We start from the raw sequence: 23686 nt of genomic DNA, 5'->3' as shown, positions 1-23686 counted from the left end.
ATGGAACTGACGACGATCTGGTTCATCGCCATAGCCGTGCTCTTCACCGGCTACTTCATCCTCGAAGGCTTCGACTTCGGCGTCGGGATGCTCATGCCCGTCCTCGGGCGCGAGGAGCGCGAGCGCCGCGCCATGATCAACACCATCGGCCCGGTCTGGGACGGCAACGAGGTCTGGCTGATCACCGCCGGCGGCGCCATGTTCGCGGCCTTCCCGCACTGGTACGCCAGCCTGTTCTCCGGGTTCTACCTGCTGTTCTTCCTGATCCTCCTCGCGCTCATCGTCCGCGGCGTGGCCTTCGAGTACCGCGGCAAGGGCGACACCGCGAGGTGGCGCCGCGGCTGGGACCTGTGCATCACCGCCGGCTCGGCCCTCGCCGCGTTCCTGTGGGGCGCCGTCGTCGCGAACATCGTGCGCGGCGTGCCCCTCGACGCGAACTTCGACTACACCGGCTCGTTCTGGGGCCTGCTCAACGGGTACGCGCTCCTCGGCGGCCTGACGATGCTGCTCCTGTTCGCCACGCACGGCGCCTACTTCCTGCACCTGCGCACCACCGGGGACCTCAGCGCCCGCGCCCGCGCCGTCGGGCTGCGGCTCGGCGCCGCCACCGCGGTGCCCGCGCTGGCGTTCCTGCTGTGGACCCAGATCGCCCACGGGAACGCCGTGTCGCTGGTGCTCATCGTCGTCGCCGTGCTCGCGCTCGTCGCGGGCCTGGCCCTGGACTTCAAGGGCCGCAGCGGATGGGCGTTCGCCGCCACCGCGGTCACCATCGGGCTCGCGTCCACGGCGCTGTTCTGCGCCCTGTGGCCCGACGTCCTGCCGTCCACATCGGATGCCGCCAACAGCCTGAACCACGAGAACGCGGCCGCCACGCAGAAGACCCTCGGCATCATGACCTGGGTCGCGATCGTCTTCCTGCCGATCGTCCTGCTGTACCAGGGATGGACCTACTGGGTCTTCCGCAAGCGCGTAGCCGTCGAGAGGATCCCGGTCGCATGACCCAGCTCGCCCCGAAACCCGACACCGGCGCGTTCGACCGCCGCCTGCTCCACCGCGCCGAGGGCGCCAAGGTCTACATCGGCGTGTGCGCCGGGCTCGGGCTCGCCCAGACCGCGCTGGTCATCGCCGGGGCCTGGCTCATGTCCGCGCTCATCGCGGGGGCCTTCGCCGGAGGCGAAGACCTCGCCGCATTGGGGCCCAGGCTCATCGGCCTCGCCGCGGTCCTCGCCGCCCGCGCGCTCCTCGCCTCGGTCCAGGAGGCGGCCGCGAACCGCGCCGCCGCGGGCGTCAAGTCCGGCCTGCGCCGCCAGGCCCTCGACAAGCTCATGCACCTGCCCTCCGGCACCCGCCACACCGGTGAGACCGCGAACCTCCTCGTCCGCGGCATCGACGCCCTGGACGCGTACTTCGCGCGATACCTGCCGCAGCTCGTGCTCGCCGCGGTCGTCCCCGTCGGCGTCCTCGTCGTCATGCTCATCGCGTACCCGCCCGCGGCGCTCATCGTGCTCCTGACGCTGCCGCTGATCCCCCTGTTCGGCATCCTCATCGGCCGCTACACGAAGGCCCGCGCCGAACGCCAGTGGGCGTCCACGTCCGCGCTCGCGCACCACTTCGCCGACCTCGTCGCCGGGCTCCCGACGCTGAAGGCGTTCGGCCGCGCCGCCAAGCAGGCCGGGGCCATCCAGGCGACCACGGGGGAGTACCGGCGCCGCTCGATGTCGCTGCTGCGCGTGGCGTTCTGCTCCGCGCTCGTCCTCGAACTCGCCGCGTCCCTGTCCGTCGCGGTCGTCGCGGTCACCGTCGGCGTCCAGCTCGTGGAGGGCGGCCTCGCCGGGGCCGCCGGGCTCCAGACCGCGCTCCTCGTCCTCATCCTCGCCCCCGAGGCGTACCTGCCGCTGCGCAACGTCGGCGCCCACTACCACGCCAGCGCCGAAGGACTCGCCGCCGCCGAGCAGGTCTTCGGCATCCTCGCCGAGGCCCCCGAACCGGGCGCCGAGCCCGCGCCCGAGGCCCCGCAGACCGGCGCCGCCGCGCTCCCCAGCGCCCCGCACATCGCGCCGCCGCTGCGCCGCGCGCCCACGATCATGTTCCGCCGCACCGTCTTCGCCTACCCGGGCCGCGACCCGCTCCAAGAGCTGAGCCTGACGGTCCCGGCCGCGCAGACCACCGTCCTCACCGCGCGCTCCGGCGCCGGGAAGTCCACGCTGCTCGCCGCGCTCCTGGGGTTCCGGCGGCCCGTGGACGGCTCGATCGCGTTCGACGGCACCGACCTCACCCGCCTCGACCTGGAGGCGATCCGCCGCTCCGTCGCATGGCTCCCGCAGAAGCCGGTCCTCATCGACGGCACCGTCGCCGACAACGTGCGCCTCGCCGTCCCCTACGAGCCCTCCGACCCCGCCGTCGCGAAGGCCCTCGCCGCGGCCCACGCCCCCGACGGGCGCCGCCGCGTCGCCGCCAGCGGCGCCGGGCTCTCCGCCGGGGAGGCCGCCCGCGTCGGCCTCGCGCGGCTCCTGCTGCGCGCTGACCTCCTCGACACGCCCGTGCTGCTCCTCGACGAGCCGACCGCGCACCTCGACGCCGACACCGAGCGGGCAGTCCTCGAATCCTTCGAGCCGTACCGCGAGAACCGCACCGTCCTGATCGCCTCCCACCGCGAAGCGGTGCGCGCGATCGCCGACCGAGAGGTGGACTGGTAAATGCCCAAGCGACCCAACACGATCGCCCTGCGGCTCGGCCTCGGGGCCGTCCTCGGGTCCCTCGCGCAGCTCAGCGCGCTCGGCCTCCTCGCCGTCTCCGCGTACCTCATCTCCCGCGCCTGGGAGCAGCCCCCGATCCTGTACCTGATGGTCGCCATCACCTCGGTGCGCGCCTTCGGGATCGGCCGCGGCGTCCTCCGCTACGCCGAACGCCTCGTCTCCCACGACGCGGCCTTCCGCGGCCTCGAACGCCTCCGCGTCGCCGTGTGGCGCAAGCTCGTGCGCCTCGCCCCCGCCGGGCTCCCCGTGTGGCGCTCCGGCGACCTCCAGGCCCGCCTCGTCGACGACGTCGACGGCACCGGCGACCGCTGGCTGCGCGGCGCCCTCCCGCTCGCCGCCGCCGTGATCACCGCCGTCACCGCCGTCGTCGTCCAGACCGCGATCCTCCCCGCCGCCGGGGCGATCCTCGCCGCGACGCTGCTCGCCGCGGCCCTCGCCGGGCCCGCGCTCGCGTCCTGGTCCGCCCGGTACGCCCTGCGCGCCACCGCCGCCGAGCGCGGCGACCTCACCGAGAACGTGCGCGCCTGCCTCCACGGCCGCGAAGAGCTCGTCGCCGCCGGGACCGACGCCGTCGCCCTCGAACGCGCCCTCGCAGGGGACGAGCGCCTGCGCCGCGCCCACGCCCGCATCGCCTGGAGCGCCGGACTCGGCCAGGCCGCCGGGCTCCTCGCCATGGCCGCCGCCGTCACCGGCGCCCTCTGGACCGGCATCCCCGCCGTCGCGGACGGCACCCTCGACGGGGTCCTCCTCGCGTGCCTCGCGCTCGTGCCGCTCGCCGCGTTCGAGCCCGTCCTCGCCCTCCCAGCCGCCGCGCAGCAGACCGCCGCCGCCAAGGAGAGCGGCCGCCGCCTCGTCGAGATCACCACCGCCGACGTCCCCAGGCCCGACCCCGACGAGCCCATGGACTTCGAGCCCAACCCGCTCGGCGGCCCCCCGTTCATCGAGATCAAGCGCCTCTCCGTCACCTGGCCCGGCGCCGACCGGCCCGCGATCGAAGGCTTCGACCTCAAGATCCAGCCCGGCGAGCGCGTCGCCGTCATGGGCCCCTCCGGGTCCGGCAAGTCCACGCTCGCCGCCGCCCTCATGGGCTTCCTGCCCTACGAGGGGTCCCTGCGCTTCGGCGGCGTCGAACTCGCCGAGTACGACGGCGACGACGTGCGCCGCACCGTCGGCCTCTGCTCCCAGGACGCCCACGTGTTCGACACCACCCTCGCCGAGAACCTCCGCCTCGCCCGCACCGGCGCCACCGACGACGAACTCGTGCGCGCCCTGCGCTGGGCCGGGCTCCGCGACTGGTTCGACGGCCTTGAGCTGGGGCTCCAGACCCCGCTGGGCGAGCACGGCCGGGCCGTCTCCGGCGGCGAGCGGGGCCGCATCGCCCTCGCCCGCTGCCTCCTCGCCGACCGCGAGGTCATGGTCCTGGACGAGTTCGACGCCCACCTCGACGCCGCCACCGCCGAACGCGTACTTCGCACGGCCGCCGCCGCTCTTGAAGGCAAGACCGCCGTCATCATCACCCACCGGCCCCTGCCCGACGGCGTGGTCGACCGGACCGTACATCTGCGCCCGCCCGTGCCGAGTCCCCGTGACGCGCCGCTCAGTTCGCTTTTGGACCTGGCGCCCCGTGGGTAGACTCCCGGAACGGTGCTAGCAGCACCGAGCGGTGGAATTGCATAGAACCGGCCCCGTCCGGGGCCTTCCGACTCGCCTAAGGCATTGATGCAGCAGTGAACACATCTGCTCCCACGACCGGACCCAAGCCGCCCAGTTCGGGCCAGCGCTGGCCCGACGGATGGACCAAGCTCCACGTCTACCTGACCGACCTCGACGAGGTCAAAGCCGTCGCGGAGTCCTACCGCCCGGTCATCGACATCGCCGCGGACAAGCCCGTCGCGCACGAATGGCTCCACGCCACGATCGCGTCCGTCGAGTGCGACGCCGCCGGGATCGGCGACGACGTGCGCCGCAAGCTCGTCGACCGCCTCCGCGAGAAGGCCGCCGAAGTCCCCGCGTTCAAGCTCACCGTCGGGCCCGCGCTGGCCGCGACCGGCGGGGTCCTGCTCGACACGTTCCCCGGCACGCATTTCGATGCGCTGGTGGGGAACTGCGTCGAGGCGATCAACGAGATCGTCGAAGGCGACGTCGGCCGCCCGTGCGGCGGACCCGGGCACGTGTCGCTGTCCTACCGCTCCGACGCGGTCGGCGTGGACACCTCCCGCGGGGCGATCCAGAACAAGCTGCGCGACGTGCGGCCGGGCCGGACGGAGATAACCGTCACCGGGGTAGACCTCGTGCGAGTCATCCAAAGTGAGGACGCGTCGACCTACACGTGGGAGCACGTGGCACGGATTCCCTTGGGCGCGTAGGGATCTCATTTCACCAACGGGCGTCGCCTCCGGGCGGCGCCCGTTGCGGTTGACGCCTGGGACGCGAATCTGCAACCATTTTGTCACTGCCCTGTGGCCTACTGTTGAGACACGTGTCAGAGACCGGCCACGTGGCGTTCAGGCGTGGTCGACGAAGACGCGCCTCCGCCCTGCGCCGGCAGCAGTCCCGGTAGACCCGGATCGGCGAAAGCCGCAAGCGTCAGGAGGTGTCGATTGTTCGCAGCCGATGACCGTCGCATCGCAACCCGAGCGACAGAGTTCGTCCGACCGGCCGAAGAACTGCCGGAGTCCAGGCCCGTCGACCCTCCCTCCAAGGCCCGCACCGAGGTCACCGAGCCCTACGGCTACTTCTCCGACCTCGACTCCGGCCACATCCTCCACTCCGGGGAGATCCGCCCCGCCTACGCGCTCGGCGCCCCCACCCCGCTGGAGGTGTGGCGCCGCAACCTGGAGATCGTCACCGCGATCCTCACGGCCGCGGGCGTCGACTTCTTCGCCGTCCCGGGCTTCAGCCTCACCCGGCCCGTCCTCGGCGTCGCCGCCACCGACCGGCAGCGCGTCTGCACCGCCCTCGCCATGCTCTGCGAGTCCACCGGCGGGCGCCTCTCCGTGCCCGAGCCGGCCTTCCGCGAGTCGGAGCTCGGCCTCCACCGCCCCGAGTGGGCCCGCCGCGCCGACATGGGCGACGTGCCGCTGGTGCGCGCCTCCTGGCTGTGGACCGACACCGGACGTGACCTCGTCTTCGGCCCCGACTACGGCTGCGACGTCGAGTTCTGGACCGACACCGGCGACGGGCACCTCCTGGCGCCCAGGCACAACCGCATCAGCCCCGTCGTCCGCCAGGGCGGCGCCCGCGTGTCGGCCCCCGGGCGCCTCTTCACGACCCTCGCCAGCGGCGCCCACCGGGACCTCCCGAGCCTGCCGACCCGCACCGAGTTCGCGCGCCCCGGGCCCGACCACGTCGGCTTCCCCGTGGACGTCGTCTACACCTGGGTCGACGGCGCCGACCACGCCTGGCGCCGCCGCCGGTCCGACGCCGACCAGTCGCCGTACCACGCCGAGTCCGACAACGACGCCCGCTACATCGACCGCGAGGAGCTGCGGTACTCGCTGCGCTCCCTGCACCTGAACGCGCCCTGGGTGCGCCACGTGTACCTCGTGACCGACCGGCAGCGCCCCCACTGGCTCGACGCCGACGCCCCCGGGCTCACGGTGGTCGACCACGCCGACCTGTTCGACGACCCGGACGCCCTGCCCACCTTCAACTCCCACTCGATCGAGACGCAGCTGCACCGCATCGAGGGCCTGAGCGAGCACTTCCTGTACTTCAACGACGACATGTTCATCGGCCGCCCCGTCGGCCCGCAGCTGTTCTTCGAGCCCAACGGCCTCGCGCGGTTCTTCCCCGCGCAGACCTTCATCGACATGGACCCGGTCTCGCGCGCCGACACGCCCCCGAACGCCGCGTTCAAGAACGACCGGGCGCTCATCGACCGGGCCTTCGGGCGGACCGTCTCCCGGATGATGAAGCACGTGCCGTACCCGTTGCAGCGCAGCGTCCTCGCCGAGATGGAGAAGGAGTTCGACGAGGAGATGGACCGGACCGCGCGGAGCGCCTTCCGCAACGTCACCGACGTCTCCACGGTGACCCTCCAGCACTACTACGCGTACCTCTCGGGCCGCGCCGTCTCCGGCCACGCCCAGGACGCCTACGTGGAGCTGGGGATGCCGGACGTGTCCGAGCGCCTGGAGCTGCTGCTGGAGCGGCGCGACCGCGAGACGTTCTGCATCAACGACGCCGGGCTCCCGCCGGACCAGGCCGAGGAGCGCTCGGCGCTCATGCAGCGCTTCCTGGACGCGTACTTCCCGGTGGCCTCGCCTTGGGAGAAGGGGCTGGCGCTGTAGGCGAAAGGGCCCGGATCGTGCATCCTATATCCTATAGGATGCACGATCCGGGCCCCTTACGGCCTTACTTCAGTCCTCGCCGCTCCAGGAGCGGGTCGATCTCGGCGTCGCGGCCGCGGAAGCGCCGGAAGGACTCCATCGGGTCGATGGAGCCGCCCTTCGACAGGAGCGTCTCGCGGAAGTGGTCGCCGTTGGCGCGGGTCAGGCCGCCGTTCTCCTTGAACCACTCGACGGTGTCGGCGTCGAGGATCTCCGACCAGATGTACGAGTAGTACCCGGCGGCGTAGCCGATGGAGATGTGCGCGAAGTAGCCCGAGCGGTAGCGCGGGGCGATCTCCGGCAGGTAGATCCCGGCGGCTTCGAGGGCCTGGCGCTCGAACGCCTCGACGGCCGCGTGCGGGTCGTCGCCGCCGTCGGGGACGTCCTCGGGGGACAGCCGGTGCCACGCCTGGTCCAGGAGGGCCGCGCCGAGGTACTCGGTGGTCGAGAAGCCCAGGCCGAACTGGTCCGACCGCTCCCACTGGCCGAGCAGCTCGGCCGGGGCGGCCTCGCCGGTCGTGAAGTGCTTGGCGTAGTTGGCGACGATCTCGGGCCACTGCTGCCACATCTCGTTGACCTGCGACGGGTACTCGACGAAGTCGCGCGGGGTCGAGGTCATGGAGGTCTTCGGGTAGCGGCAGGCCGACAGGAGCCCGTGGAGCGCGTGCCCGAACTCGTGGAACAGCGTGTTCACGTTGTCCACGGAGATGAGCGCGGGCTGCCCCTCGGAGGGCTTGACGATGTTCAGGTTGTTCACGACCACCGGCTTGTCGCCGGTGAGGTCGGACTGGACGACGAGCGGGTTCATCCACGCGCCGCCCTTCTTGGAGTCGCGGGTGAAGAAGTCGCCCACGAACAGGCCGAGCGGCTCGCCGCCGTCCAGGACCTCCCACACGCGGGCCTCGGGGTGGTACCCCTGGAGGTCCTCGCGGAGATTGAAGTGGAGGCCGAACTCCTTCTCGGCGGCGTGGAAGACGCCGTCGACGAGGACGCGGTCGAGTTCGAGGTAGGGCTTGAGCGCCTCGGCGTCGAAGCCGTACTTCTCCTGGCGGACCTGCTTGGCGTAGAACGACCAGTCCCAGGCGGCGAGCTGGAAGCCGCCGCCCTGGCCGTCGATGAGCCCCTGGAGGTCGGCGGCCTCGCGGCGGGCGTTGCGCACCGACGCCTCGGCGAGCCCGGCGAGGCGCTCGGCGATGATCCCGGCGTTCCCGGCGGTGCCGTCGGCGGCCACGTACGCGGCGAAGTGCTCGAAGCCGAGGAGCTGCGCCTTCTCGGCGCGCAGGCGGATCATCCGCAGCAGGGTCGCGGCGTTGTCACGGCCGCGGCCGATGGTGGCCTTGTAGAGGCGCTCGCGCAGGGCGCGGTCCTTCAGGTCCTCCAGCAGCGGGTGGCGCGAGAAGTTCGACTGGGTGATTAGGTACCCGTCGAGGCCGCGGTCCTTCGCGGCCGCGGCGGCGGCGCCGATCTGGTCCTCGCCGAGGCCGTCGAGCTCGGCGACGTCGGTGACGTGGACGGCCGCGTCGTTGATGTCGGCGAGGATGACCTGGTTGAACTTGGACGCGAGCTCGGCCAGCTCGGTGTTGATCGCCGCGAGGCGGTCCTTGCCGTCCTGCTCCAGGGCGGCGCCGCCGCGCACGAACTCGGTGCGGTACCGCTCCAGCAGGCGCAGGTCCTGCTCGTCCAGGCCCAGCCCGTCGCGCTTGGCCCAGAGGGCGTCGATGCGGGCGTACAGGTCGCCGTTGAGGAGGATCTTGTCGCCGTGGGCCGCGAGTTCGGGGCTCAGCTCGGCCTCGATGTCGTTCAGCTCGTCGTCGGTGTCGGAGGAGTACTTGTTGAAGAACACCAGGGAGACGCGCCGGAGCGTGCCGAGCCCGGAGCGCTCCAGGGCCACGATCGTGTTCTCGAACGTGGGCTCCGCGGGGTCGGCCGCGATGGCCTCGACGGCCGCGAGCTGCTCGGCCATGCCGGCGTCGAACGCCGGGCGGTAGTGCTCGTTGGCGATGTCCGCGAACGGCGGGAGCTTGTAGGGGAGTTCTGAGGGGTTCAGGAACGGATTCTCGGTCACGCTGGCTCCTCGCTGCGTTCTATTGCAATGGCGGTGGCCGAATCCTATTGCCCCCACCTGCCGCGCGGCAAGTGGAATGGCTCTGCTCATAGAAGTCGAGGCGACAACCTCACCGAACGGCCCCGGCCCGGATTAATATCGTCCCCATGTCTGAATCGAGTCCGCTGTTCGTGGCCAGCGACGTGCACGGCCACTACGACGCGCTGACGGAGGCGCTGCGGGGGCGGGGACTCGTCGACGACGACGCGAAGTGGACCGGCGGCGACGCCCGCCTGTGGATCCTCGGGGACCTCTTCGACCGCGGCGAGGAGGGCGTGGCCGTGGTCCGGCTGCTCCGCAGGCTCGCGGGCCAGGCGGCCGCCGAGGGCGGCCACGTGGACACGCTCGTGGGCAACCACGAGGTGCTCGTGCTCGGGTCCCGGCGCTTCGGCGACGTCGCGTTCACCGACGTGGACGGCATGGACCGGCAGTTCCTGCACTGGTGGGTCCTCAACGGCGGCTTCGAGGACGACCTCGACGCCCTCACCGAGGACGAGGTGCGGTGGCTGGAGACCCGCCGGGTCCTCCACGTCGTGGACAAGTCGCTCCTGGTCCACTCCGACACCGAGTCGTACCTCGGGTACGGGCGCAGCGAGGAGGCCGTGAACGCGGCCGTCCGCAAGATCCTCGCCTCGGACGAGCCCGAGGAGTGGTGGCAGCTGTTCCGGGAGATGACGCGCCGCCACGAGTTCATGGGGGAGGAGGGCCCCGCGCGGGTCCGCTCGATGCTCCGCTCGTTCGGCGGGGAGGAGCTCGTCCACGGGCACTCGACGATCCCCGACACGACCGAGCTCGAACCGTCCCAGGTGACCCAGGCCCGCCGCTACTGCGACGGGCTCGCCCTCAACGTGGACGGCGGCGTCTACCAGGGCGGCAAGTGCCTCGTGGTCCGCCTCAACTAGCTCATTCCTCGCCGCCCCAGAAGTAGAACGGCGGCGGCGTCGCGGCGCGGCCCGCGCGCGACTCCAGCCACAGGCTGACCGCCCCGGCGGAGGCGACGCCGAGCGCCGCCCATCCGGCGAGCGGCGAGAAGGCGATCGCGTACCCCAGCACGGCCGCGACGGCGGTCGCGACGGCGGCGGTCAGGAAGGCCCTGCGGAAGGCGCGTCGATGTTCGCGGCGCGCGACGACTCGGTTGTGTCCCATATCCGACACAACGAACGAGACCCTTGAATCGACACGCTGCATGTGCAGGTTTCACGAGTTCGAGCGACCGAAACCCGGCATATCCCCTGATAGGTGACTGTGGACCGGACCAGGCGGGCAAGACTGTAAGCACGCTCCAGCGGAGCGTCACATTGGCAGTTCGCGGCCGTTGTGCCGAAACCGAAAAGACGGTAAACACATAGTGTCGGGGCGCCTCGTGCGGTGTCCGGGGCCGCGACGGCGGCACCGAACCTCGTGCGGGTCAAGACAACCGAGCACTGCTGACAACCGCCGCACCGCGCCCCGGCCCGGCCCTCCGGCAAGGCCGCACGCACGCACAACCGAATACCGCACGCAACTGCGAGACACGATCCCCTGAAGTCCCGAAGCAACGTGTAACTCCTATATAGACGGTGGGGTCTGACATGGAGTCCGAAACGCAACCTATGGGGCGGCGCGTCGCCTATTGGCGTCAGCGCCGCGGCATGTCCCAGCAGGTCTTCGCCGACCGTATCGGCAAGTCCAAGAGCTGGGTCGACAAGATCGAGCGCGGCGTCCGCCGCCTCGACAAGTACTCGGTCATCACCGAGCTCGCCGAATCGCTGAGCGTCGACGCCGCCCAGCTGCTCGGCCGCGAACCCCGGCGCCGCCCGGGCCTCGGCGGCTGCCTCGACCAGGTGGAGGTCGAGTCCATCCGCCAGTCGCTCGAACGCTACGAGCGACTCGGCCGCTTCCTCGAAGCCGCCCCGATCGACCCGACGCCCATACCCGAACTCAAAGGGGCCGTGAACTACTGCTGGCTCGCGTTCGAGAAGGGCCACTACCCGGTCGTCGCCAGGTCGCTCATCCAGCTCCTGCGCGACACCCCGCTCGCCGAGGACCGGCCCATCGGCGGCACCAGCGCCGACGCGGCCGAACTCATGACGCAGGTCTACCAGATCGCGTCCACGGTCCTCCGCAAACTCGGGGAGGCCCAGCTCGCCTGGCTCGCCGCCGACCGCGCCATCTCCGCCGCCAACCGCGGCAACGACCCGCTCCTGGCGGGCATCGCCACCACGCGGGTGGCCAACGCGCTCAGGTCCCTCGGCCGCTACCAGGCCGCACTCGACCTGAACGTCCAGGTCGCGCACGGCCTCATCTCCGAAGCCGGAGGCGAGTCCTCCAGCCCCGCCGCGATCAGCGTCTACGGGGCGCTGCTCCTCCAGGGCGCCATGGCCGCCGCGCTGGCCGGGGACTCGACCACCAGCGACGACCTGCTCGACAGCGCCTCGCGGGCCGCGAACATCCTCGGCCGCGACGCGAACTACTACTACACCTCGTTCGGGCCCACGAACGTCATGCTGCACCGCGCGGCCGCGTTCGTGGAGCTCGGCGAGGGCGGCGACGCGCTCGCCGTCCACGAGACCATCCCGCCCGCGGCACTCGGCGACCTCGTGGCCGAGCGGCGCGCGCACCACTACCTGGACATGACGCGGGCCTGCGTGCAGGTCGGCGACATCGAGAAGGCCGGGCGGTACCTCGTGACCGCCGACCGCAACGCGCCCGCGGAGATCCGCTGCCGCCCGCTCGCGGTCGACCTCATCGACCAGATCCTCCACCGCACCAAGGGCGAGCCCGCCCAGGACGTGCGCCGACTCGCCGAGGAGGTGGGGGCCCTCAACTAGGGCCGTGAACACCAGGCCGCGAACCCCAGGCCGCAAGGACCAGGGCCGGTACCGGATTCGCCGGACCGTCCCCGCGCGCACGGTGCGCGAGTGCGCCCGGAGCCGCCGCTGCTCAGGCTCCGGGCACACCCCTCACCGCGCGGCCCGAAACGTCAATAGACTCACGGCATGCGCACGCTCAGCGAGATCACCGCGGCACTCGACGACCTGTACCCGCGCCGCTGGGCCGAGGACTGGGACCGGGTCGGCCTGGTGCTGGGCCGCGGCGGGAACTCCGTCCGCCGCGTCCTCTGCGTTGTCGACGTCGTCCCCGCCACGGTCATCGAGGCCATCGAGAACGACTGCGACCTCATCGTCGCCCACCACCCGCTCCTGCTCCGCGGCGTCTCCTCCCTCGACCCCGCCGGGGACTACAAGGGCGACCTCGTCCACACCCTCATCGAGTCCGGCATGGGCCTCTACACCGCCCACACCAACGCCGACGTCGCCAACCCCGGTGTCTCCGACGCCCTCGCCGACCGCCTCGGCCTCGTCGACCTGCGGCCCCTGCGCCCGCTCGACGGCCCCGAGCACCACGGCACCGGACGCGGCCACGGCCGCATCGGCCGCCTCCCCGAGACCCTCACCCTCGCCCAGCTCACCGAACGCGCCGCCGCGGCCCTCCCGCCGACCGCCTGGGGCGTCCGCGCGGCGGGCGACCCCGACCGCCCCGTCAGCACCGTCGCCGTCTGCGGCGGCGCCGGGGACTCCTTCCTCGCCGACGCCGCGGCCGCCGGCGCCAACGCCTACCTCACCGCCGACCTCCGCCACCACCCGGTCAGCGAGCACCTCGCCGGGAGCGGCCCGGCCCTCATCGACGCCGCCCACTGGGCGACCGAGCGGCCCTGGCTCGATACTGTTGCCGAACGACTGTCCCGTCTGGTCGAGGACGTCCGCGTCTCCGACCTCGACACCGATCCGTGGACCCTCCACCAGAAATCCGGGGTGAACTGAAGTGAAAGCCGACCTCTTCGATCAGCGCCGCCTGCTCGAACTCCAGGCGGTGGACACCACCCTCGCCCAGCTCGCGCAGCGCCGCAAGAAGCTCGACGCCGACCCGGCGTACGCCACCGCGACGCAGCGCCTCCGGGCCCTGGGGGACAAGGCCGCCAACCTCACCGGCGACATCGCCGACCTCGACCGCGACATCGACCGCGTCGAACGCGAAGTCGACCTCGTCAAGAAGCGCGCCTCCACCGACCGCGACCGCATGGGCGCCGGCGCCTCCGCCAAGGAGCTCGAAGGGCTCCAGAGCGAACTGGAGTCCCTCGCCCGCCGCCAGGGCACCCTCGAAGACGACGAGCTCGAACTCATGGAGCGCCGCGAGGCCCTCGACGCCGAACTCAACGAGGCCCGCCGCCAGCTCGACGAGGCCAAGACCGTCTTCGCCGACGCCGAAGCCGACCGGGGCCGCCAGATCGGCGAGATCGAGACCGAGACCGCCGACGCCGCCTCCACCCGCGAGGCCCTCGCCATCAACATTCCCGACCGCCTCGTGGAGCTCTACGAGCGCATCCACGCCAAGCAGCCCATCGCCGCCGCCGAACTCGTCGGCCGCCGCTGCGAGTCCTGCCGCATCGAGAAGTCCCCGGCCGACATGATCCCCATCAAGGCCGCCCCCATTGACGAGGTCCTCCGCTGCGAGGAGTGCGGCTGCGTCCTCATCCGCACCGAGCTCCCCAAGTCCGCCCCTGCGCCCCTCGCCTCCCAGGACGAGCTGAAGAAGTACGAGTAGCGCGAAGGGGCCGTACGCGATCGCGTACGGCCCCTTCCGCTTCCGTCTGCTACTTCCTGCTGAACTCCGCCCAGCGCTCCACCAGGTCCACCGCCCTGCCCTCGTCGAGGGCCTTGGCGGCCACCTCCAGGCCCGCGGACAGCAGGCCCCGGCGGATCTTCACGTCGTGCAGGTCCACGCCGTCGATGAGCCCCTGGCGGGACGCCAGCGCCGCCGCCGCGTTGATGAGGACCGCGTCCCGGACCGGACCGGCCTCGCCCGCGAACACACGCCGCGCCACACCGGTGTTGAAACCGATGTCGCCGCCGCGCAGCGCCTCCGGCCCGGCGTTCGCCAGGCCGATCTCGTTCACGTCGATCGAGCCCTGCGACACCCGGCCGCCCGAGGCGATCCACTCCGACGTCGTCGCCGACGTCGAGATCTCGTCCAGGCCGTCGTCCCCGCGGACCACGAACACCGAGGCCCCGCGGGCCGCGAACACCTGCGCCATCAGCGGCGCCTTCACCGGGTCCGCGCAGCCGATCAGGCCCGCCTGCGGCTGGCCCGGGTTCGTCAACGGCCCCAGCAGGTTGAACACCGTGGGGATGCCCAGCGCGGCCCGGATCGGGCCCGCGTGCCGCATCCCGGGGTGGAACGTGCGCGCGAACGCGAACCCGATGCCCACCTCGCGCACCGACGCCTCGACCCGCTCCGCGGTGGCGTCCAGGTCCACGCCCAGCGCCTCCAGCAGGTCCGCCGAGCCCACGGTCGACGACGCCGACCGGTTGCCGTGCTTGATGACCGGCACGCCCGCGGAGGCGACCACGATCGCCGCCATCGTCGAGATGTTCACCGAGTTCGAGCCGTCGCCCCCGGTGCCGACGATGTCCACCGCCACGCCCAGGTCCGACAGGTCCAGCCGGGTCGTCTCCGCGAGCATCCGGCCCGCGATGGCGCCGATCTCCTCGGGCGTCTCACCCTTTGAGCGCAGCAGCACCGCGAACGCCGCCAGCTGCGCCGGATCGGCGTTCCCGGCCATGATCTCCGCCATCGCCCAGTCGGCGCTGGCCTCGTCGAGATGGTCGCCGCTCGACAGGCGTGCGAGGACATCGGGCCAGGTCGGACTAGACATGAACGCTCCCGGGGATGGAATATAAGGCGGCGCGCTGCGCCGGAGCCGAGCCTGATGCCCGGTTGACCAGCAAGTCTACAACCGTCGCCCCGGTTGTCACGGGGTTAAGAGGGTGCTTCAGCACCGCGTCGGCCCGCGACCACGCCGCCAGCCAGCGGTCCGCGTCGCGCGCGACCACCACCGCGAGCGTCGGGGGCTCGTCGAACTCGTCGCGGAGCTGCCGCGCGATCCCGAGGCCGCCGGCGGGCTGCGCCTCCCCGTCGAGGAGCACGAGGTCGATCTCGTACTTGTCGATGAGGGCCACCGCCTCGTCGTACTCTCCGGCGACGGCGTACTCGATCCTGACGCCCTCGGCCGGCGATTCGCCGATGGCCGAGCGCATCTGTTCGATGACCGCGGGTCGATGACTGTAAAGGAGGACTGCGTACTCAGCCGTTGAGGTACTCACGCTTCGCATATTAAACGGGCCACACTGAAATGGGAAGACCGGCGCGGCCACTTCCCTCCTCGGCAGTGCCTACAGTAGGCGAACCGGGAATGACCTGGGAACACGATGGGAGAAGGCTGGAAGCCTACTCCGCGCGACACGCGCGGAAAACCTACCCCATGCGCAGCTGGAAGCCGCCGGACCGTAATAATGTGCGCGTGACTGCCGCCGAAGCAACTATCGACCCCAGCCGAATCCACTCACTGACCCGGCCCAATGTCGTCAGTGTCGGCACCATCGTGTGGTTGAGCAGCGAACTCATGTTCTTTGCGGGACTGTTCGCGATGTACTTCTCCATCCAGGCCGCCGCGCCTTCGATGTACGAGGAGGGGTACCACCACCTGGAGATCCCGTACGCCCTGGTGTTCACCGTGATCCTCGTGGCCTCCTCCGTCACCTGCCAGCTCGGCGTCTTCGCCGCCGAGCGCGGGGACGTGTACAAGCTGCGCCTGTGGTTCGCGGTCACGTTCATCATGGGACTGGTCTTCGTCCTCGGACAGGTCAACGAGTACCGCAACCTCGTCTCCGAGGGGCACTCGATCTCCGCCGACGGCTACTGGACGATGTTCTTCCTGACCACCGGGTTCCACGGCCTGCACGTCACCGGCGGCCTGATCGCGTTCATCGTCTACCTCATCCGCACGACGATGGGCCGCTTCACTCCCGCTCAGGCCACCGCGTCCATCGTGGTGTCCTACTACTGGCACTTCGTCGACGTGGTCTGGATCGCGCTCTTCGCCGTGATCTACTTCCTTCCGATGGCCCAGTACTGAGACTGACCGGCCGCCCGCGCCTCCCACCCGGACGCGCCTGCGACCCAAGGCAACAAGCCCCGGCCCCCGGCCGGGGCCACAACCGAGAAACGCGACGGCCGCCCCCCGGAGGCGGCCGCCGGCCGGACGAGAAAGCCCCGACAGGGGCCCCGCCCGGTCCGAGCTAGATAAAGGTGAGGCAACAACCGTGGCTGCATCAGCGAAACGCCGCCGAGGCTGGCGCAAGCGCCTCGGCGCGCTGGCCAGGTTCACCGGCGCACTGGTCATCGTCGGAGGGATCTACTCGGTGTTCTCGCCGAGCCTGTACGCGCAGGAGGCCGAGGACAACGCGATCGACTCCGAGGTCGTCAAGGGCCAGGAGCTCTACGACACGAGCTGCATCTCCTGCCACGGCGACGACGGCGAGGGCATCGAGGGCCGCGGCCCCAGCCTCATCGGCGTCGGCTCGGCGGCCGTCGAGTTCCAGGTGAACACCGGCCGCATGCCGATGGCCGCCCAGGGCGCCCAGGCCCCCGACTCGGACTACCCCGTGTTCACGGAGGAAGAGGCCGAGTGGCTCGGCGCCTACATCGAGTACCTCGGCGGCGGCGCCGCGGTGCCCGACGACCTCGCGGCGCTCGTGGAGAACGCCGACGTCGGCGAGGGCGGCGACCTGTACCGCGTGAACTGCTCGTCCTGCCACGGCTACGCGGGCGGCGGCGGCGCCCTGTCCTCGGGCGCGCACGCGCCCGCGCTCATCGGCGTCTCCGACGAGGAGATCTACCAGGCCATGCTCACCGGCCCGCAGAACATGCCGGTGTTCGCCGACAACGAGCTCACCCCCGAGCAGAAGGCCGACATCATCGCCTACGTCCAGTACATCGTCAACGACGACAAGGACCCGGGCGGCGTGTTCACCCTCGGACGGTACGGCCCGTCCACCGAAGGTCTGGCCATCTTCCTGGTCGGCATGACTGCGCTCCTGCTGACCACGCTCTGGATTGCAGGTAAATCGTGAGTGCCCACAACGACAGCGCCCGTGACGAGGTCGAGCCCGTCGACCTCACCGACCCGAAGCTGACGCGCTTCGAGGTCTACAAAGAGGGCCTGCGCCGCGACGACATCGAGATCATCCACTACGAGCCGCGATTCCCGAAGCCGGGCACGAAGGCCGAGAAGCGCATGGAGCGCATCGTCGGCGGCCTGTTCCTGCTCTCGGGCCTGTTCGCGACGCTGTTCGTGGTGGCGTTCATCTGGTGGCCCTGGGAGTACGAGGGCGCCGCGACCTGGCGCGACCCGCAGACCTGGTACACGCCGGTCATCGGGTTCTTCCTCGGGTTCTCGCTGCTGTTCTTCGCGGTCGGCGTGCTCACCTGGGCGAAGAAGCTGCTCCCGGTGGAGGAGCTGGTCCAGGACCGCCACGACGGCGGCTCGTCCCACGACGACCGGCGCATCGCCGAGTCCACCGTGGACACCATCGTCGACGACATGGGCCTGCGCCGCCGCCCCTTCCTCGTGAAGACGGCCCTGCTGGCCGCCGCGCCGCTCGGCCTCGCGGCCGTCGCCCCGCTCGGCGCCCTGCTGAAGGACCCGGGCGACATGTACACCGTGACCGGCTGGAACTCCGAGCGGTACAACGACGGCGACCCGATCCGCCTCATGATGAAGGACGGGGCGCTCGTGCGGCCCGACATGGTCTCCGTCGGCGGCCAGATCACCGTCTACCCGGCGATCGACCACGGCGCGACGAACCAGTTCCCGACCGCGCCGACGCTGCTCATCCACCTGCGGGAGACCGACGCGGCGACCCTGCGCGGCAACCTGTACCCGATGTACCAGGACGTGGACGCCCTGTGGGGCAACTTCGTGGCCTACTCGAAGATCTGCACCCACGTCGGCTGCCCGGCCTCGCTGTACGAGCAGCAGAGCCAGCGCCTCCTGTGCCCGTGCCACCAGTCGCAGTTCAACGTGGTGGACAACGCGGCCCCCGTGTTCGGCCCGGCGACCCGGCACCTGCCGATGCTGCCGATCACCGTCGACGACGAGGGCTTCTTCACCGCCACGTCGGACTTCCTGGTGCCCCCGGGGCCGGCGTTCTGGAACCGCCCGTCCCTCCCCGAGGAGGATGAGAAGTGAAACGCCGCAAAGGCTCCAGTGACAGCCTGCTGACCAAGGCGGGCGGCGAGCTCGACGACCGCTTCAAGCTCGCCGGACCGGCCCGGGTCCTGTTCAACAAGGTCTTCCCGGACCACTGGTCGTTCCTCCTGGGCGAGATCGCGCTGTTCTCGTTCATCCTGCTGCTGCTCTCGGGCACCTTCCTGGCGCTGTTCTTCGAGCCGTCCATGGTCGAGGTGACCTACAACGGCGCTTACGTGCCGCTCCAGGGCATCGAGATGTCGCGGGCCTACGAGTCCGCGCTCGACATCTCGTTCGAGACCCGCGGCGGCCTGTTCATGCGGCAGATGCACCACTGGGCGACGCTGCTGTTCATGGCGTCGATCCTCGTGCACATGCTCCGGATCTTCTTCACCGGCGCGTTCCGCGCGCCGCGCGAGACGAACTGGATGATCGGCATCCTGCTGTTCTGGGTCGGCTTCTTCGAGGGCTTCTTCGGCTACTCCCTGCCGGACGACGGCCTCTCCGGCACCGGCCTGCGCATCATGGAGGGCATGACCGCCTCCGTGCCGTTCATCGGCCCGTGGGCCTCGGCGGCGCTGTTCCGCGGCCAGTTCCCGGGCACCGACGTGATCTCGATGATCTACATCATCCACGTCTTCATCTTCCCGCTGATCCTGCTGGCGCTCATCACGGTCCACGTCGGCCTGGTGTTCGCGCAGAAGCACACGCAGTGGCCCGGACCGGGCCGGACCGAGCACAACGTGGTCGGCTTCCGCATGTTCCCGAACTACGTCATGAAGCAGGTCGGCTTCATGCTGTTCATCTGGGGCGTGGTCGCCGCCATGGCGGGCCTGTTCCAGATCAACCCGATCTGGCTGTTCGGGCCGTACGAGGTCTCGGTCGTGTCCTCGGCCTCGCAGCCCGACTTCTACGTCATGTACCTGGACGGCCTCATCCGCCTGTTCCCGGCGTGGGAGCTGCGGATACCGCCGTACTTCACGCTGCCGGCGGTGTTCTGGCCGGCGATCGCGGGCATGGGCCTGTCGGTGCTGCTCCCGCTGGTGTACCCGGCGCTGGAGCGGCGGTTCACCAAGGACCGCGGGCACCACAACCTGCTCCAGCGCCCCCGCGACAACCCGGGCCGCACCAGCCTCGGCGTCATGATCGTGGTCTTCTGGACCATCGGCGCCGTCTCCGGCGGCAACGACGTGTTCGCGGAGAAGTTCCACATCAGCCTGAACGCGATGACCTGGGCCGGCCGCATCGGCATCGTGGTCCTGCCGATCATCGCGTACTACCTGACGTACCGGATCTGCCTGGGCCTTCAGCAGCACGACCGCGAGGTCCTCGCGCACGGCCTGGAGACGGGCATCCTCATGCGCGACCCGAACGGCCGCTTCTACGAGGTGCACCAGCCGCTCGCCGAGCCGGACGAGCACGGGCACACCGCGCTGGAGTACAACGGCTGGGTCGTCCCGAAGAAGATGAACCGCGTCGGCGCGCTGCCGCCGCAGGACAAGGGCTTCTTCAAGTCGATCGAGGAGCCTTCCGAGAACGGGTCCTCGTCGTCGCACGAGGAGATCGAGTCGGGCAAGCACTGAGCAAGACATAGGGAACGGGCCCCGCCGGAAGGCGGGGCCCGTTCTTCGCTCTGCGCGCTAGTAGCGGTCGACGGTGGTGATGAGCTTCTCGGCGAGCTCGTCGGGGTCGAGCTTCTCGCGGGCCAAGGCGAGATAGAGCGAGTCGAGGTCCGGGTAGCCCAGGGAGGACGCGACGCCGTGGAGGGGCTGCTCTCCCGCCAGGCCGCGGCCGCGGGCGATGAGGGAGCGCCACAGGCGGTTCTTGCCCGCCTTGAGTTCGTCCTCGAAGCGCTGCATGGGGATCACGGGGAGCTCGCCGGTGGAGTCGCCGTCGTCGATGGCGCCGAACCAGTCGTTGATGTGGAGCTGGGCCTCGGGGGTCTTGGCGTGTTCGAGCCACTGCTTCGAGGGCCCGTAGGGCTGCTCGGCGGTGAGGACGAGCTCGACGGTGTCGCCGTCGCGCAGCGACTGCGCCAGGGGCGCGATCTCGCCGTTGACGTACGCGGCGATGAGGCGGTGGCCCTTGGACGGGCCGGAGCAGTAGGCGACGTCGACGGGGGTGGACGCCTTGGGGACCGTGAGCTGCTCGCCGTCGCCGGTGAACACCAGGATGTCCTGGTCGGCGAGGTCGCAGCGGAGGGAGTCGAGGAACTGGCCGGAGTCGGCGACCTCGTTCTGCCAGTCGAGGAGGCGCTGGAGCCAGGGGAGCTGGATCTCCATCTGGTCGCCGCCGGTCTGGCGCAGGCCCGCGACGATGCCGACCTCGGCGGTCTCGTGCATCTCGCGGGTGCGGATGAGGAACTCGATGGGCTGGCCGCCCGGGCCGGCGACCGCGGTGTGGATCGACTGGTACAGGTTGAACTTCTTGGCGGCGATGAGGTCCCGGAACTTGCCGCCCACGGGCTTCCAGAGGCGGTGGATCGCGCCGAGGGCCGCGTAGCAGTCCGTCAGGGGCCCGTCGACGACGATGACGAGGCGCGGCGGGTCGGCCGGGCCGGTGCCGGGGTGCTTCTGCATCTCGCGGTACACCGAGTACGGGTGGCGGGGCCGGTCGAGGAGGCGCGCGGTCACCTTGAAGTCGCGCAGGGCCCGGCGCACCTGCGGGGCGATGTGCTCGACCTGGCGCTTGCGGTCGGTGTCGGAGCCGATGTGCTCCTTGATGCGCTGGAACACCTCGGGCTGGAGGGTCTCCAGGACGATGTCCTCCAGCTCGCGCTTGATGACGTACAGGCCGAGGCGGTCGGCGAGGGGGATGAGGACGTCCTGGGTGGCCTCGGCGATGCGGATCTGGCTGGGGCGCTTCTTGAACTTGATGGTCCGCATGTTGTGGAGGCGGTCGGCGAGCTTGATGATCATGACGCGGATGTCGCGCCCGGCCGTGAGCACGAGCTTGCGGAACGTCTCGGCCTCAGCGGCGGAGCCGAGGTGGATCTTGTCGAGCTTGGTGACGCCGTCGACCATGACGGCGATCTCGTCGCCGAAGTCGCCGCGGAGCGCTTCGAGGGAGTACGGGGTGTCCTCGACGGTGTCGTGGAGGAGCCCGGCCGCGATCGTGGGGGTGTCGACGCCGAGGTCGGCGAGGATGGTGGACACCGCGATCGGGTGGGTGATGTACGGTTCGCCGGAGCGGCGGGCCTGGCCGCGGTGCATCTGCTCCGCGATGCGGTAGGCGCGGCGGACCAGGAGCATGTCGGGCTGCGCGAAGTGGGCGCGGTGCGCCGCTTCGAGCTGCGCGACCTTCCCCGCGAGGTCCCACGGGTCGTCAGGTCTGGCAGTCCGAGTAGCCGAAAGCAATGCGCGCAACATGTTAGCCTCCGATGCCCAAGGTTGACCGCATTCTAGATGTACAACGATTCCTGGAGAGAATCGACACTAGACACTGTCGGATTTCGGCGGGTCCGCCGTTCCCGGCGGATGACACAGCGTACCCGTGCGGAGGTGCCGCCGGAAACCTCAAGCGCCGCAAATGAATGCGAGACGACTCACGTCCGATTCGCGCCGCGGGCCCCGTTCCGGGGGGTGGAACGGTGGGTTCGCTTGGGACAGCGGAGCGTTCGCGAGGCAATCTCACGATGTGGACCGCCCCCGGCTTCAAAGGTGCCCTATGGGTGCGACGGTCAGGGGTTCGCGCGGCGCCAGGGGTTGGGGTCGTGGGGGACGGCGCCGTCCCAGCGCTCCGCTCCCGCGAGGGGGCTGGACCAGGTGCCCTCGACGAGGACGAGGCGGACTTCGGGCTTGGCGAGCCAGTCGAGGAGGAGGCGGGACTCGGCGGCGTGGGCGGCGTCGAGGACGTCGTCGGCGGGGGCGACGACGCGGGAGGTCTCGCGGAGCTTCGCGATGTAGGGCATGGGGTCGGCGCGCGGCGGGGTCTTCACGGCCCCGGCGAGGATGCCCGAGCGGATGACGGCGACCTCCCAGCCGCCGCCCTTGGCGCGGCCCGCGGCGACCAGTTCCCCGGCCGCCACGAAGTTCCTGACGCGCTGCGAGGACGCGGCGAGGGCCAGGTAGGCCCCGAGCTCGTCGCGGCGCTCAGCGGCCGCCTCGAACCGCTCGGACCCGGCGAGCTCGGCGAGGCGCTCGCCCACGGCCTCGGCGATCGGCGCCGGGTCGCCGTCCATGGCGCGCGCGGCGCGCTCGGCGAGGGCCGCGTACTCCTCGACGGTGACCGTGTGGCGGCACGGCTCGGCGCACTTGCCGATCTCGCCGAGGACGCACGTGGGGGAGGTCTTCTTGGGGGACAGGCGGGTCCGGCACGAGCGGATCGGCAGGGCCGCCTCGATGGCGCTGATCGCGGCCTGCGCCTGCGTGCCCGAGGCCGGGCCGAGGTGCGGCGTGCCGGGCGCGGGGGGCTTGCGGGAGACCTGGAGCCGCGGGTACGGCTCGTCGGTGAGGCGCACCCAGCTGCGGTGCTCGGGGAACTTCGCCGCCCGGTTGTACGGGGGCTTGCCGCCCGCGATGAGCCGCAGCTCGGCGACGCCCGCTTCGAGCCGGTGGGCGCACTCGACGACCTCGACGCGCTCGGCCGAGGCGAGCATGTCGCGCAGGCGGCGGCGCTGCTCGGCCGCGGAGAAGTAGCTGCGGACGCGGCTGGCGACGTTCACCGAGACGCCGATGTAGAGCGCCCGGTCGTCGGCGTCGCGGAAGATGTACACGCCGGGGCCCTGCGGGAGGCCGTCGGCGAGGTGGCGCTTGCGGCGCTGGAGCTCGGAGGGGATCGCGCGGCAGAACTCGGCCAGCTCTGCGTCGGTGACCACGCCGTGGCCGCTGGCCCGCTCGATGAGGCCGTGCAGGACCGTGACGGTGGCGCGCGCGTCGTCCAGGGCCCGGTGGTTCGGGGTCACCGGGGACCCGAAGAGTCGCGCGAGCGTGCCGAGGCGCCGGTTGGGGACCTCGCTCTTCTCGGTGAGGCGCCGGGCCAGGACCACGGTGTCGACGACGGGCGGGCGGGGCCAGCGGGTGTCGGTGAGCTCGCAGGCGTGGCGCAGGAACCCGACGTCGAAGCCCGCGTTGTGGGCGACGAGCGTGGCGCCCTGCGCGAACTCCAGGAACATCGGCAGCACCGATTCGATGCCGGGCGCGTCGGCGACCATCTCGTCGGTGATGCCCGTGAGCCGCGTGACGCGCGGGTCGATGGACTCGCCGGGGTTGACGAGCGTCGAGAACTCGCCGACGACCTCGCCGCCCTTGACCTTGACGGCGCCGATCTCGGTGATCCCGCACGCGTCGGCGGCGAGCCCGGTGGTCTCCAGGTCGACCACGCAGAACGTGACCTCGCGGAGCGGGGTGCCGAAGCTGTCGAGGGCGGGCTGCGTGAAGCCCGCCCCTCCGCCGTCGTCGCCCGACCCGCCGCGTCTGTACATACC

Annotated in this window: 19 protein-coding genes; 13 read left to right on the top strand and 6 right to left on the bottom strand. The window is 71.1% G+C overall.

The features are described from left to right. The 5 genes from cydB (at position 1) to AB0A65_RS22335 (ending at position 7048) form a co-directional block, all read left to right on the top strand. Entirely contained in the window at positions 1-999 is a 999-nt protein-coding gene (gene cydB, locus AB0A65_RS22355) for a cytochrome d ubiquinol oxidase subunit II (protein ID WP_359953999.1), read from the top strand. Continuing rightward, a complete protein-coding gene (gene cydD, locus AB0A65_RS22350; protein ID WP_359953997.1) occupies positions 996-2696 on the top strand; it encodes a thiol reductant ABC exporter subunit CydD in 1701 nt (566 codons plus the stop codon). The genes cydB and cydD overlap by 4 nt, the downstream gene beginning before the upstream one ends. After that, positions 2697-4388, top strand: coding sequence for a thiol reductant ABC exporter subunit CydC (cydC, locus tag AB0A65_RS22345; protein WP_359953995.1), 1692 nt, complete (start codon positions 2697-2699; stop codon positions 4386-4388). Positions 4389-4483: 95 nt separating this feature from the next. Further along, on the top strand, positions 4484-5122 hold the full coding sequence (locus tag AB0A65_RS22340) for a hypothetical protein (protein ID WP_359953993.1): 639 nt from the start codon (positions 4484-4486) through the stop codon (positions 5120-5122). 234 nt (positions 5123-5356) lie between these two features. Beyond that, positions 5357-7048, top strand: a complete 1692-nt coding sequence (locus AB0A65_RS22335; RefSeq protein WP_359953991.1) for a stealth family protein — start codon at positions 5357-5359, stop codon at positions 7046-7048. Positions 7049-7112: 64 nt separating this feature from the next. On the opposite strand, the gene AB0A65_RS22330 is transcribed toward AB0A65_RS22335, so the two are convergent. Continuing rightward, entirely contained in the window at positions 7113-9152 is a 2040-nt protein-coding gene (locus AB0A65_RS22330; RefSeq protein WP_359953990.1) for a M3 family metallopeptidase, read from the bottom strand. 146 nt (positions 9153-9298) lie between these two features. On the opposite strand from AB0A65_RS22330, the gene AB0A65_RS22325 reads away from it, so the two are divergent. Further along, entirely contained in the window at positions 9299-10093 is a 795-nt protein-coding gene (locus AB0A65_RS22325) for a metallophosphoesterase (RefSeq protein ID WP_359953988.1), read from the top strand. 1 nt (position 10094) lies between these two features. Here the strand turns inward: AB0A65_RS22325 and AB0A65_RS22320 are convergent, their stop codons facing one another. Further along, a complete protein-coding gene (locus AB0A65_RS22320; RefSeq protein WP_359953986.1) occupies positions 10095-10337 on the bottom strand; it encodes a hypothetical protein in 243 nt (80 codons plus the stop codon). Between the two features lie 425 nt (positions 10338-10762). Here AB0A65_RS22320 and AB0A65_RS22315 point away from each other — a divergent pair, with 425 nt between their 5' ends. The 3 genes from AB0A65_RS22315 (at position 10763) to AB0A65_RS22305 (ending at position 13775) form a co-directional block, all read left to right on the top strand. Continuing rightward, a complete protein-coding gene (locus tag AB0A65_RS22315; RefSeq protein WP_359953985.1) occupies positions 10763-12001 on the top strand; it encodes a helix-turn-helix domain-containing protein in 1239 nt (412 codons plus the stop codon). Between the two features lie 168 nt (positions 12002-12169). After that, positions 12170-12994 carry a Nif3-like dinuclear metal center hexameric protein gene (locus AB0A65_RS22310; protein ID WP_359953983.1) on the top strand — a complete coding sequence of 275 codons (825 nt, stop codon included), beginning with the start codon at positions 12170-12172 and terminating at the stop codon, positions 12992-12994. Position 12995: 1 nt separating this feature from the next. Further along, positions 12996-13775, top strand: coding sequence for a hypothetical protein (locus AB0A65_RS22305; protein WP_359953981.1), 780 nt, complete (start codon positions 12996-12998; stop codon positions 13773-13775). Positions 13776-13824: 49 nt separating this feature from the next. Here the strand turns inward: AB0A65_RS22305 and trpD are convergent, their stop codons facing one another. Next, complete coding sequence (gene trpD / locus AB0A65_RS22300) at positions 13825-14886, bottom strand: anthranilate phosphoribosyltransferase (protein ID WP_359953979.1); 1062 nt, start codon at positions 14884-14886, stop codon at positions 13825-13827. Further along, positions 14879-15268 carry a hypothetical protein gene (locus tag AB0A65_RS22295; RefSeq protein WP_359954319.1) on the bottom strand — a complete coding sequence of 130 codons (390 nt, stop codon included), beginning with the start codon at positions 15266-15268 and terminating at the stop codon, positions 14879-14881. The genes trpD and AB0A65_RS22295 overlap by 8 nt, the downstream gene beginning before the upstream one ends. A 263-nt stretch (positions 15269-15531) precedes the next feature. Between AB0A65_RS22295 and AB0A65_RS22290 the strand changes: the two genes are divergently transcribed. The 4 genes from AB0A65_RS22290 (at position 15532) to AB0A65_RS22275 (ending at position 19844) form a co-directional block, all read left to right on the top strand. Beyond that, positions 15532-16146 (top strand): heme-copper oxidase subunit III, encoded by a 615-nt coding sequence (locus AB0A65_RS22290; protein WP_359953977.1) that lies wholly within the window; start codon positions 15532-15534, stop codon positions 16144-16146. A 187-nt stretch (positions 16147-16333) separates the two neighbouring features. Continuing rightward, positions 16334-17143 carry a c-type cytochrome gene (locus AB0A65_RS22285; RefSeq protein WP_359953975.1) on the top strand — a complete coding sequence of 270 codons (810 nt, stop codon included), beginning with the start codon at positions 16334-16336 and terminating at the stop codon, positions 17141-17143. Next, complete coding sequence (locus tag AB0A65_RS22280; RefSeq protein ID WP_359953974.1) at positions 17140-18261, top strand: Rieske 2Fe-2S domain-containing protein; 1122 nt, start codon at positions 17140-17142, stop codon at positions 18259-18261. Before AB0A65_RS22285 ends, AB0A65_RS22280 begins: the two co-directional genes overlap by 4 nt. Further along, entirely contained in the window at positions 18258-19844 is a 1587-nt protein-coding gene (locus tag AB0A65_RS22275; RefSeq protein ID WP_359953972.1) for a ubiquinol-cytochrome c reductase cytochrome b subunit, read from the top strand. Before AB0A65_RS22280 ends, AB0A65_RS22275 begins: the two co-directional genes overlap by 4 nt. A gap of 57 nt (positions 19845-19901) precedes the next feature. Here the strand turns inward: AB0A65_RS22275 and AB0A65_RS22270 are convergent, their stop codons facing one another. Next, positions 19902-21629 (bottom strand): HD domain-containing protein, encoded by a 1728-nt coding sequence (locus tag AB0A65_RS22270; RefSeq protein ID WP_359953970.1) that lies wholly within the window; start codon positions 21627-21629, stop codon positions 19902-19904. A gap of 311 nt (positions 21630-21940) precedes the next feature. Then, on the bottom strand, positions 21941-23683 hold the full coding sequence (locus AB0A65_RS22265; protein ID WP_359953968.1) for a DEDD exonuclease domain-containing protein: 1743 nt from the start codon (positions 23681-23683) through the stop codon (positions 21941-21943). Positions 23684-23686: the final 3 nt, after the last annotated feature.

Origin of the sequence: Glycomyces sp. NPDC047010, assembly GCF_040644205.1 — a bacterium.
Classification (GTDB): Bacteria; Actinomycetota; Actinomycetes; order Mycobacteriales; family Micromonosporaceae; genus Glycomyces.
The sequence above is the reverse complement of the archived record's forward strand: the minus strand, read 5'-3'. Positions and strand labels throughout refer to the sequence as shown.